Genomic DNA, 11,544 nt, shown 5'->3' on the forward strand with positions numbered 1-11,544 from the left:
TGGTCGTGGCGGGCACAGTTGCGGTCGGCACAGTGGCCTCCTTCTGGCTGGTTCGGAAGATGGAGAGCGAACGGCAGCCGAAAGAAAAACGGCCACGGTCCGCTGAGCGGGGTCCGTGGCCGAAACGATGAGCGAGCTACCGGGAAATTTCCCGGAGCCTGCCTCGGGCCACGGACGAGGCTGCGGCAGCGCGGACACGATGTGCCCACGGTGCGCCGATGGGCGCCACGACGCGCGCGGCAGCCACACCTGCTCCAAGTGCGTTGAAGCCGAGCATTGTGTCCACCTCCTCACATCGTTTCGCGCACGAGTTCGTCCCGTGACAACGTCATCCAGCCTAGATTCGCGACCACCGATCGCACAACCCATTTTCTACCTGCGGTTTTACCGTCAGATGCCGAGAGTGTCGACGGATCGGTCGCCCCGCACGAGCGCCAGCACGTCCTCGCCGTACTGTTCGAGTTTCTTCGCGCCGATCCCCGGGATCGTCACCAGTGACCGGGTGTCGCCCGGTCGCTGCTCGGCGATCGCAACGAGCGTGTTGTCGCTGAACACGACGTAGGCCGGAACCTTCAGTTCCTTCGACCGTTCCCGCCGCCAATTCTTCAACGCCACCAACAGGTTTTCGTCGAGGTTCGACGGACAGCCCTCGCACCGGCCCAGCATCGTCGACGCCGATCCCATCAGCGGCTTGCCGCACACCCGGCACTGTGGCCGCTTCTTCTTCGACGGCGGCGGCGTGGCGATACGCGAGGCCGGCGAATCGTCGGGGATCAGTCCGAGCAGGAAACGGGACCGCCGCCGCGTCCGGCGGCCGCCCTCACTGCGCGACAGCGCCCACGACAGGTGCAGGTGGATACGGGCGCGGGTCACCCCGACATACAGCAGGCGGCGTTCCTCCTCGATGCCCGCCTCGTCCGGTGGGGTGCTGCGCTCGCCGATGACATGCGTGATCGGCAGGGTGCCGTCGACGAGCCCGACCAGGAACACCGCATCCCATTCGAGGCCCTTGGCGGCGTGCAGCGACGCGAGCGTCACACCCTGCACGGTCGGTGGCTGCCGGGCCTCGGCGCGCGCCGCGAGGTCGCGCAGTAACTCGTCGAGGGTGAGCTCGGGTTGGTGTTCGAGCAGTTCCTCGGTCAGTGCCACCAGCGCGGTCAGCGACGCCCACCGCTCCCGGGCCTGTGCACCGGCCGGTTCCGTTTCGGTGAGACCGAGCGGTACCAGAACCGCCCGGACGAGCGTGACGAGTCCGCTACCGCGGGCCGATTCCTCGGGCAGGTCGTCGCGGGCATTCGTCTGCCGCAGCGCGCCCACGGCCTGCCGAACCTCGTCCCGCTGGAAGAATCCTTCACCGCCCCGCACCTGATACGGGATCCCGGTCTGGGTGAACGCCTGCTCGTACGCCTCCGACTGCGCGTTGATCCGGTACAGCACCGCGATCTCGGCGGCGTCGACCCCGTCGCGCAGCAATTTCGCGATGGCCTTGGCGACCGCGGTGGCCTCGGCGGGCTCGTCGTCGTACTCGGCGAAGTGCGGTTGCGGGCCCGGCGGGCGCTGCCCGATCAGTTGCAGCCGGGTGCCTGCGATGCGCCCGCGTGCTTCGCCGATCACCTGGTTGGCGAGGTCGACGACCTGCGGGGTGGACCGGTAGTCGCGTTCGAGGCGCACGATCGTCGTATCCGGGAAGCGCCGGGTGAAGTCGAGCAGGTATTTCGGGGTGGCGCCGGTGAACGAGTAGATGGTCTGGTTGGCGTCGCCGACGACGGTGAGGTCGTCGCGGTCGCCGAGCCAGGCGTCGAGCACCCGCTGCTGCAGCGGTGTGACGTCCTGGTATTCGTCGACGACGAAGCAGCGGTACCGGTCGCGGAACTCCTCGGCGACGGCGTTGTTCTCCTCGAGTGCGCTGGCGGTGTGCAACAGCAGGTCGTCGAAGTCGAGGTACATGCCGTCCTCGCGCACCTTGAGCTTCTCGTACATCGCGTACACGGCCGCGACCCGCGCCGCATCGGCCGGCGGTTCGCGACGCATCCGTTCGACGGCGGCCGGATAGTCCTCGGCGGCGATGAGCGATCCCTTCGCCCATTCGATTTCCGAGAGCAGGTCGCGCACGGTGTCGCTGTCGGTCGGGAACTTGGTGCGGTGCGCGGCCTGCGACACGACCGCGAACTTGCGGTCGAGCAGTTGCCACGAGATGTCGCCGACGACCTGCGGCCAGAAGTATCGCAGCTGACGCAGCGCGGCGGCGTGGAAGGTGCGGGCCTGCACCTGAGTGTTCGATCCGCCGACACCGAGCTCGCGCAGCCGGGATCGCATTTCGCCCGCCGCGCGGGCGGTGAACGTCACGGCGAGGACCTGACCGGCGGAGACGTGACCGGCGGAGACGAGGTGGGCGATGCGCCGGGTGATGGTGCGGGTCTTGCCGGTGCCTGCACCGGCGAGCACACACACCGGTCCGCGGGGGGCGAGCACCGCCGCCGCCTGCTGTGGGTCCAGTCCGTCCACCGCGCCATCCGCTCGCATGGGCTCCATCATGGCAGTGCGCGCCGACACCCCCACCGTGCGCCTCCCAGATCCCTGTGGTGCGGAACACATTCGAAACCCCGCCGGGAACAGACCCGACCCGATGTGGCGTTGTCGCGGACATGACCACGAGCGAAGCGCCCGCCCTCACGATGTATTCGACGACCTGGTGCGGCTATTGCCGCCGGCTGAAGACGCAACTCGATGCGAACGGCATCGCCTACGCCGAGATCGACATCGAGGCCGACCCGGCCGCCGCGGAATTCGTCGGCAGCGTCAACGGCGGCAACCATGTCGTTCCGACCGTGCAGTACGCCGACGGCAGCACCGCCACCAACCCGTCGCTGGTCCAGGTCAAGGCCGCACTGGGCCTGTAGGACGCGCCGCCCGGGTCAGGCGTTCGCCCACCCCTCTAGCATGCCGCGCGCGATCGAGATGGACCCGGGCAGCAGCAGCGGCGCATCGTCGGACGACGCCCAGTCCCCCACGTCGAGCGCCGCGCGTACCTGGTCGCGGGTGAACCACGCCGCGTCGGCGATCTCACCGTCCTGAAATGCGAACGGCTGTTCCGGATCCGCGACCGCGGCGAATCCGAGCATCACCGACCGCGGGAACGGCCACGGCTGACTACCCAGGTAACGGACGTCGCGCACGTCGAGCCCGACTTCTTCACGAATCTCACGGGCCACACACGATTCGAGGGATTCACCGGCCTCGACGAAACCGGCGAGCACCGAGAACCGCCGCTCCGGCCACGTGGGCTGACGGGCGAGCACCACGCGGTCGCCGTCGTCGTGCACGAGACAGATGATCGCCGGGTCGGTGCGCGGAAACTCCTCGTGCCCGCTGACGGTGCTCACGCGCGACCATCCGGACATCGTCGGTTCGGTCGCGGAACCGTCGAGCGCGCTGAACCCGGCCTGATCGTGCCAGTTCAGCAACGCCACCGCGCTGACCATCAGGTCGGCGTCGGCACTGTCGAGGTGCTCGCCGAGGCGACGCAGGTCCGCGACCGGCCCGGTCTGGGCGAGCACCCGTACCGCCCACACGTGCCGGTCGTCTCGGATGCCGAGGAACACCGCGCCGGATTGTGGTTCGGGCCCGAGTTCGACGGCCTTGCCGAGCACCACCGTGGTGCCGTCGACCGGCACCTGTCCGCGCCGGTCGACGCGCAGCAGCCGGGCCCGGGCCCAGCCTGCGCGCAGCGCGTCGACGTCGGAACGCAGTTCCTCCGCGCGGTCGACGACGGTGCGGGAGAGCAACGGGGTGCCGGACAGCTCGAAACGGGTCACGCCCTGCACCTTAACCGCGTACCGGGACAGGGAAGTCGCGGCGACACCCGGATCAGGCCGACACGCGACGGATGTAGAGCAACTTGTCGTTCGCTTCGACGGCGTCGACCTCCGGGGCGCCGATGCGCAGCAGACGTCCGTCGCGGACGACCCCGAGCACGATGTCGGACAGGTGCCGCGGCGACCCGCCGACCTCCCCCGGTTCGACGTCGCGTTCGGCGATCGCGAACCCGGCCTCGGGGGTCAGTAGGTCCTCGATCATCTCGACGACATTCGGGGTGGTCGTCGCGATGCCGAGCAACCGGCCCGCGGTTTCGGAGGAGATGACCACCGAATCTGCGCCGGACTGCCGCAACAGGTGGGTGTTCTCCGATTCGCGGATCGCGGCGACGATCTTCGCTTTCGGGGCGATCTCGCGGGCGCTGAGCGTCACGAGCACCGCGGTGTCGTCGCGGTTCGCGGCGACGATGACCGCCGACGCGTGCTGTACTCCGGCCAGGCGCAGCACGTCCGATTTCGTCGCCGACCCGTGCACCGTCACCAACCCCTGCCCGGCTGCCGTTTCCAACACGATCGGGTCCATGTCCACCACCACGATGTCCGACGGCGCAATGCCGTCGCCGAGCATGGCGTCGACGGCGGTGCGGCCCTTGGTGCCGTAGCCGATGACGACGGTGTGATTACGCACTCTGCGCCTCCAACGCTGAATCTTGAACGCCTGCCGGGAATTCTCGGTCAGCGCCGAGAGTGTCGTACCGACCAGGACGATGAGGAAGAAGATCCGCAGCGGGGTGATCAACAGGACGTTGAGCAATCGCGCTTCGGGTGTGAACGGTGTGATGTCTCCGTAGCCGGTGGTGGAGAGCGAGACCGTCGCGTAGTAGATGCAGTCGAGCAGGGACATCTCGTTGTCCTGCACGTCGCGGTATCCGTCGCGGTCGATGTAGACGACGAGAACCGCCAGGGTCAACGCGGCAAGCGCGTATCCGATACGCCGGGCGATGGCCACGCTGGGGCTCCGCTGTTCCTGCGGTACCCGCAGGACACCCACGAGCGCAAAATCCGGGCGTTCGGTGAGCTGATCGGAGCGGCTGAACCGCGCGCGCAACCTACCGGGCATTGCGTGGACTCCACCTTGTCGTCGTCGGTGTGTCGGCACCGGTGGGTGCAGACGTCGCGTCGCAGCCTACGCGCCGTGGACTACCGTGGCGCACATGTCCACTCAACCGACCCGCACCGCCGCCCTGCGGCTCGCTGCGCTCCTGCTCGGCTCGGGAACGCTGCATTTCGTTCGCCCGCAACCCTTCGACCGGATCGTGCCGCGGGCACTGCCGGGCGAGGCCCGCACCTACACCTACGCCTCGGGGGTCGCGGAACTGGCCGTCGGAACCGCGCTGGTGATCCCGCGGACGCGGCGACTCGGTGGCGCCCTCGCCGCCGCGCTGTTCGTCGCGGTGTTCCCCGGCAACATTCAGATGGCCGTGTCGTGGTTGCGCAGCGACCGTGTCTCGGCCGCGGCGAAGACGGTCGCCGTCGCGCGTCTACCGCTGCAAATCCCGTTGATCACCGAGGCCGTGAAGGTGTGGCGGGGAACCGACCGGCACACGCCCTGACGGCAGGACGCGCGGTTCCGGCCCGGCGTCACCCGGGCCGCACGACCGATTCGACGAGGCTGTGTATCGCTGCGGCGAGCCGCTCGGCCCGACCCGTGCGAATGTGGTGCAGGACCATCTCGCCCCCCAGCGTGCCGAGCAGGACCCTGGCCAGTACCTCGGCGTCGACATCCGGTCGAGCGTCCGCCAGTAGTGCCTCGATGTGCCCGTACCAGAATGCATGGATCGCCTCGGCATGCGGATCGTCGGTGGCGTTGTCGTAGGCGATCATCAATTCGACGTTGTTCACGACCAGCCGGAACATCTCGTCGAAGTAGGCGAGCAGACGCTCGTCGGCCGGCGCACCCGGTCCCAGGGGCGGGTCTCCGGCGAGGACGGCGGCGCGCAGGGCGTGGGCGCGCTCGTAGACCAACGCCCGCATCAATCCGGCCCGGTTACCGAAGCGGTGGAAGATCGTGCCCTTGCCCACTCCGGCGGCCCGGGCAATCTGTTCGATAGAGACGTTGTCGGCGCCGAACTCGATCAGCAGGGCGTCCGTGGCCTCGAGAATCACCCGCCGGTTGCGCACCGCGTCGCTGCGCTCACGCCTGTGTTCGTTACTCACGCGTACCTCCATTGACAAGTTGACCGTCGGCCCATAACGTGCGGCGCGTCCCCATAACTGGACCATCGGTCAACTTAAGGGAGTGTCTGATGCAAGCAATCGTAATGACCTCGGTCGGCGAACCCGGCGTTCTGATGGCACGCGATGTACCCGCGCCGATACCGGGCCCCGGTCAGGTACTGATCCACACCGACGCGATCGGAGTCCATTTCGCCGAGACCCAACTCCGATCGGGGACGTACCCCACACCGACCGCTCCGCCCTTCGTGTTCGGTGGCGAAGCGGCCGGAGTCGTCACCGACGTGGGGCCGGGAGTCGATCTCGGCCTGATCGGCACGCGGGTCGTCGCAACGACCGACGACGGCACCGGCGCCTACGCCGAACAGGTTGCCGTGACGGCGTCTTCGGCGATTCCGATCCCGGACGGCCTGTCGACGATCGACGCCGTCGCCGTGGCGGTACCGGGCGCGGTGGCCTTGACACTGCTGCGGGCCGCGGCACTTCGAGAAGGCGAGACGGTCCTCGTGGAAGCCGCGGCTACCGGCGTCGGCGCCTACCTCACGCAGCTGGCACGGGAATTCGGCGCCGGACGGATCGTCGCGACTGCTGGCACCGCCGCGAAACGCGAGCAGGCGAGGGCACTCGGCGCGGACGACGCCCTCGACCACTCCGTCTCCGGCTGGCAGGAAACTGTCCGCGAGTCACTGGGCGGCAACACGATCGATGTCGTCTTCGAGTCGATCGGTGGCGACGCGGCGACCGGGCTCCTCGATGCGATGACACCAGCGGGCGGACGCATGCTGGTCTACGGACTCCTGACCGGCCGACCGGCCGCCGTCACCACCGAGGACCTGCTCTTCCGCGGGCTCACGCTCACGGGGTGCGCCGGACCGGCCTGGCTCGGGCGCGTCGCCGCCGCCAAGGCCGAGATGCTCGCGCGGGCCGCTACCGGAACCGTCACTCCGCTGGTCGATTCCGTGATCCCGCTCGACCGGGCCCACCTCGCGCACGAGAAGATCGAGGAGCGGCGGACAGCCGGCAAAGTGATCCTGGCGCCCACCACTCCCCGGGTCGACGACAACCCGCAGTCGCGGTAGGCACCGATGCGGTCGCGGGCCGTTGGAAGGGCGCGAGCCCGCAACCGGCCGACCGGAGCGCCGGGACGGACGTGACGGGCACGACCGCCCCTGGTGGGGCGAGCCTCCACCAGGGCGGCCGAATGCTTGCGCCGGCCGGCTTGCCGGTCCCCGGTCGGCCACACCGCGTCCGGACGCAATCGCGACTATGAAATATCCTGCGGCGCTCCACCTTCGGAAGTTGACGAATCAGAACCATCACGCACTACACCGGCCGCGCGGATCAACCGCTCGAGTTCCCCGGCGCCCGGCAGATCGGCAGGCGCGACCGTCCGTCCGGTCCGGACATAGTGGAATGCGGCCCGCACCCGATCGAGAGGAGGCTCGGCGGGACGACCGGTGCGTCGGACGGTGCGCGCGGCCATGAGCTGCGCCCACGCGAGACGGTAGGCGGCGAGTTGCAGCGCCACCGACTTCAGTTTCTCGTCGGTCGGTTCGGCACCGGTCTTCCAGTCGATGACCGTCCAGCCGCCGTCCGGATCCTCGAACACCGCGTCGATGCGCCCACGGATCACGGTACCGCCGAGGGACGTCTCGAACGGCACCTCCACCTCGACGGGGCTGCGCTGCGCCCACGGTGACCGCAGGAACGCTTCCTGCAACCGGTCGAAGTCGGATTCGTCGCCGCCCTCGTCGTCGGCACCCGGCAACTCGTCGAGATCCAGCAGCCGCGTCGCGCCGTAGCGTCGTTCGAGCCACGCGTGGAACGCGGTACCACGGCGGGCGAGCGGATTCGGCCGGAACGGCAGCGGTCGCCGCAGCCGGGCGGCGAGCGCATCCGGGTCGGTCGCGAGGTCGACGAGCTGACTGACCGACATCTGCGCGGGCAGCATCACCTCGGCGCCGTGTTCGACGCGGCGCTCACGTTCAGCGAGCAGCGCATCGACGTCGGCGGCCCAGTCGTCGGGATCGTCCTCGATGCTCGCCGGGGGTGCCGGCTCGGGTTCGTCGAGCGCGGCGAGCACCAATGCCGCACCGTGTTCGACGTCGGCACGGCGGGCCCCGAGCGGGTCGCGCGGCCACGGCGCCGTGTGCGGGGTCGCCGCCAGCGGATTGTCGGTGCCGGCGTCCGGGGCGGGTGCCCAGGTGTCGATCGCGCCGAGATCCGGTTGCGTCTCCACGAGGTCGTGCAGTTCGGTCAGGAACGGCGACGGGCCCTTCGGCTGGCTCCCCGACTCGGCCCAGTGGTGCGCCGAGACGAGCAGGACTCGTTCGGTCCGGGTCAACGCGACATAGAACAGGCGGCGATCCTCGTCGAGTTTGCGCTGTTTGAGCGCGTCCTTGTGGGCGGCGATCGTGTTCTCGAGGACTTTGCGGTCGTAGACGTCGTCGAGGTCGAGCAGCGGCACCCCGTCCGTCGCGTCACTGCCCGCCGCGGTGTCGGCGCGGTCGCCGCGCAACTGCGGCGGGAGTTCCGCGACCGCACCGAGCCACGTGACCGCCGCCGTCGACGACGGGAACACCCCGGCGCTGACGTGCGGCACGGCCACGACCTCCCATTCGAGGCCCTTCGCCGAGTGCACCGTGAGCACCTGCACGCAGTTCGGGTCGACCTCCACCTCACCGGGCGCGAGACCCTGTTCGATCTGTTCGGCGGCGGCCAGATAGGCAAGCAGTCCGGTGAGCGTGGTGGCACCGCGTCCGGCATATCCGGCAACGACGTCGGCGAACGCGTCGAGGTGTTCGCGGCCGGTGACAGCTCCCCTGGTGTCGACCCGGGCCTGGGCTTCGATTCCGATGCCGAGCACGCGTTCGACCTCGGCGACGAGTTCGGTGAGCGGCTGCCCGAGTCGCTCGCGCAGCGACGCCAACTCCTTCGCGAGCGCGGTGATACGCGCATACCCGAACTCCGAATAGCGTTGTCGTGCACCCGGGTCCGAGATTGCATCGGCGAGGCCGGCCTGTTCGGCCTGTTCGCCGGGCATGGCCGCATCGAGTGCGTCGTCGAGAGTCGCCGTATCGGCGACCGCGCCGGTGACCGCGTATCGGCCACCGATCGCCAGCTCGCGGGCCCGCCGCCACAACGCCGTCAGGTCGGCGGCCCCGAGTTGCCAGCGCGCACCGGTGAGTACCCGCACCGCGCAACTCCCCGCCATCGGGTCCGCCGCCAACCGCAGCATCGCGATGACATCGGCGACCTCCGGGGTGTGCAGCAGACCCCCGAGTCCGACGACCTCGACGGGCAGACCCCGCACGCGTAGCGCTTCGGCGATGGGGGCGGCGTCGGCGTTGCGGCGCACCAGCACCGCAGCGGTCGGCGGCTTCTCACGACCGTCCACGCGGTATTCGGCGGCGATCCGGTCTGCGATCCAGTCGCGTTCGGCCACGATGTCCGGGTGCAGCGCGAGCCGTACATCGCCGGGGTCCGCGCCCGGGCGCGGACGCAGCGTGCTGACCGCGACACCGCCGTAGCGCAACGGTTCGGTAACGTGGTTGGCCAGTGTCAACGCCTCCGGTGGGTTGCGCCAACTGGTGAGCAGTTCCAGGATCGGTGCGGGCCGGCCGCGGACCGGGAAATCGGTGGTGAACCGCGGCAGATTCGCCGCCGACGCGCCGCGCCACCCGTAGATCGACTGCATGGGGTCACCCACCGCGGTCACCGCGAGTTCCGGGTCCTGGTCACCACCGAACAGGGACGACAGCAGGATCCGCTGGGTGTGCCCTGTGTCCTGGTACTCGTCGAGCAGAACCACCCGGAACCGTTCGCGTTCGCCACGGCCCACCTCGGAATGGTCCTGCGCGACCCGTGCCGCGAGCGACATCTGACTGCCGAAGTCGAGCGCACCCTCACGTCGCAACGTGTCGGCGAGCCGCTGCACCAACGGCAGCAACGCAATTCGGTCGTGCTGGGCACCAAGGAGGTCGAGCAGTGCCTTCGACGGGCCGCCGCGCTGCCCCGGCCCGGCGGGCAGCGTGTGGATCAGCTTGTCGAGCTCGGTGTGCGCCTGCCGCAGATCGTCGGGGTCGACGAGGTGCTCGGCGAGCTGCCCGGACAACGCGAGCACGGCCTCGGTGACCGAGGCGGGGTTGCGATCGGTGTCGAGGTCGCCGTCCCACGCGCTGACCACCCGATGCGCGATCTGCCACAATTCGGTTTCCGACAGCAATGTCGCCGACGGTTCGATGGGCAGCAACAGTCCGTGCTCACCGAGCAGACGTCCCGCATACGCGTGGTAGGTGCTCACCTCCGGCTCGCTGCCGAGGATACGACCGCGTAATGCGCCGCTCGGGTCGAGGTCGCGCACCAGCCGCGACCCGGCGAGCGTGGCCAGGCGCTTACGGATGCGGGTGGTCAGCTGCTGCGCGGCCTTCCGGGTGAACGTCAGGCCCAATACCTGTTCCGGCTCGACGAATCCGTTGGCGACCAGCCACACCACCCGCGCGGCCATCGTCTCGGTCTTGCCCGCGCCTGCACCTGCGACGACGAGCACCGGCCCGCGCGGCGCCTCGATGACGGCGCACTGCTCGGCGGTCGGCGCGAATTTCTGCCCCAGCGCGGCGGCGAGTTCGACCGCCCCGACACGCCGCTCATGACGCACCCGCGGTGTGCTCATCCGCCGGTCACCTGCCTGCCTTCGTCGTGCGCGGGGCAACTCGACATCACCGGGCAGTGCCGGCATCCGTCGTTGACCTGCGCGAGGAACTGCGGTCCGCGGGTGGCGGCGGCGGCTTCGTGGATGACCGTGCGCCAATGCTCGATCCCCTCCGCATCCAGGGGCGGCTGCACGCGCTGCGCGGCGCCGTCCTTGTTGTGCGATTTGGCCACGAACACCAACCGCGCTCCACCCGGTTCGGTCGCCGGTTCGCCCTCGATCGCGCCGGCCGCGGCCGCAACCTGATAGGCGGCGAGTTGCGCGTGGTCGCGTGCAGCGTCCTTGGTGACCGGATTCTTCGCAGTCTTGACATCGACGACGACAGGCCGCCCGTCCAGGTCCCGTTCGAGGCGGTCGATGCGACCGCGTAACTGCACTCGGGGCAGGTCCTCGGTGGGCGGTTCGAGGATGCCGTCGACACCGACCTCGACACCCACCTCGGTCAGCTCGCCGCGCGAACCGTGCAGCCAGGTCGTGAACGTCTCCAGCATCGTGCGGGTTCGTTCCAGCTCGCGTCGTGCATACCACTGGGATCCGAGATCGACGGAGTCCCAGGCACGTTCGAGGGCACGATCCACCTGGTCGGGCGGTATTCGACCGGCGAGGGCCTGCACCAGGGTGTGCACGAGTGTGCCCGCGACCGCGGGCGAGTTCTCGCCGTCGGTGCCGCCGTGCCGCTCGAACATCCACCGCAGCGGGCAACTCGTGAGCTGCTCGATCGTGGACGGGGACAGCGGCACCGCCTCGGTGTCGGTGTCCCACAGTGGCCGGTCGGTACTCGGG

At 69.4% G+C, this 11,544-nt stretch carries 9 protein-coding genes; 3 read left to right on the forward strand and 6 right to left on the reverse strand.

Features of this window, described 5'->3' with window-relative positions:
* Positions 1 to 390 precede the first annotated feature (390 nt).
* On the reverse strand, positions 391 to 2,523 hold the full coding sequence (locus WAX14_RS20210; protein ID WP_422629828.1) for an ATP-dependent DNA helicase UvrD2: 2,133 nt from the start codon (positions 2,521 to 2,523) through the stop codon (positions 391 to 393).
* A gap of 122 nt (positions 2,524 to 2,645) precedes the next feature.
* Between WAX14_RS20210 and WAX14_RS20215 the strand changes: the two genes are divergently transcribed.
* On the forward strand, positions 2,646 to 2,900 hold the full coding sequence (locus WAX14_RS20215; RefSeq protein WP_422629829.1) for a mycoredoxin: 255 nt from the start codon (positions 2,646 to 2,648) through the stop codon (positions 2,898 to 2,900).
* 15 nt (positions 2,901 to 2,915) lie between these two features.
* Here the strand turns inward: WAX14_RS20215 and nudC are convergent, their stop codons facing one another.
* Together nudC and WAX14_RS20225 are read right to left on the reverse strand one after the other, a co-directional pair.
* On the reverse strand, positions 2,916 to 3,815 hold the full coding sequence (nudC, locus tag WAX14_RS20220; RefSeq protein WP_422629830.1) for an NAD(+) diphosphatase: 900 nt from the start codon (positions 3,813 to 3,815) through the stop codon (positions 2,916 to 2,918).
* A gap of 52 nt (positions 3,816 to 3,867) precedes the next feature.
* Positions 3,868 to 4,935 (reverse strand): potassium channel family protein, encoded by a 1,068-nt coding sequence (locus WAX14_RS20225; RefSeq protein WP_422629831.1) that lies wholly within the window; start codon positions 4,933 to 4,935, stop codon positions 3,868 to 3,870.
* A 94-nt stretch (positions 4,936 to 5,029) separates the two neighbouring features.
* On the opposite strand from WAX14_RS20225, the gene WAX14_RS20230 reads away from it, so the two are divergent.
* The gene (locus WAX14_RS20230; protein WP_422629832.1) at positions 5,030 to 5,428 is read left to right on the forward strand and encodes a MauE/DoxX family redox-associated membrane protein; all 399 of its coding nucleotides are present in this window, start codon (positions 5,030 to 5,032) and stop codon (positions 5,426 to 5,428) included.
* A gap of 28 nt (positions 5,429 to 5,456) precedes the next feature.
* Here WAX14_RS20230 and WAX14_RS20235 read toward each other — a convergent pair whose 3' ends face one another.
* A complete protein-coding gene (locus WAX14_RS20235; RefSeq protein ID WP_422629833.1) occupies positions 5,457 to 6,032 on the reverse strand; it encodes a TetR/AcrR family transcriptional regulator in 576 nt (191 codons plus the stop codon).
* Positions 6,033 to 6,121: 89 nt separating this feature from the next.
* On the opposite strand from WAX14_RS20235, the gene WAX14_RS20240 reads away from it, so the two are divergent.
* The gene (locus WAX14_RS20240) at positions 6,122 to 7,129 is read left to right on the forward strand and encodes a quinone oxidoreductase family protein (RefSeq protein ID WP_422629834.1); all 1,008 of its coding nucleotides are present in this window, start codon (positions 6,122 to 6,124) and stop codon (positions 7,127 to 7,129) included.
* A gap of 185 nt (positions 7,130 to 7,314) precedes the next feature.
* Here the strand turns inward: WAX14_RS20240 and WAX14_RS20245 are convergent, their stop codons facing one another.
* Both WAX14_RS20245 and WAX14_RS20250 read right to left on the reverse strand, forming a co-directional pair.
* On the reverse strand, positions 7,315 to 10,722 hold the full coding sequence (locus tag WAX14_RS20245) for an ATP-dependent helicase (protein ID WP_422629835.1): 3,408 nt from the start codon (positions 10,720 to 10,722) through the stop codon (positions 7,315 to 7,317).
* The coding region (locus WAX14_RS20250) for a RecB family exonuclease (RefSeq protein ID WP_422629836.1) at positions 10,719 to 11,544 on the reverse strand (826 nt) is incomplete at its 5' end. The genes WAX14_RS20245 and WAX14_RS20250, both read right to left, overlap by 4 nt.

This window comes from Rhodococcus sp. (in: high G+C Gram-positive bacteria), from assembly GCF_049299235.1.
In the GTDB taxonomy this organism is placed as follows: domain Bacteria; phylum Actinomycetota; class Actinomycetes; order Mycobacteriales; family Mycobacteriaceae; genus Rhodococcus.

Coding starts and splice junctions, on each gene's coding strand:
- WAX14_RS20210 (WP_422629828.1), bottom strand. CDS start 2,523: ATGCGAGCGGATGGCGCGGTGGACGGACTGGACCCACAGCAGGCGGCG.
- WAX14_RS20215 (WP_422629829.1), top strand. CDS start 2,646: ATGACCACGAGCGAAGCGCCCGCCCTCACGATGTATTCGACGACCTGG.
- WAX14_RS20225 (WP_422629831.1), bottom strand. CDS start 4,935: ATGCCCGGTAGGTTGCGCGCGCGGTTCAGCCGCTCCGATCAGCTCACC.
- WAX14_RS20230 (WP_422629832.1), top strand. CDS start 5,030: ATGTCCACTCAACCGACCCGCACCGCCGCCCTGCGGCTCGCTGCGCTC.
- WAX14_RS20240 (WP_422629834.1), top strand. CDS start 6,122: ATGCAAGCAATCGTAATGACCTCGGTCGGCGAACCCGGCGTTCTGATG.
- WAX14_RS20245 (WP_422629835.1), bottom strand. CDS start 10,722: ATGAGCACACCGCGGGTGCGTCATGAGCGGCGTGTCGGGGCGGTCGAA.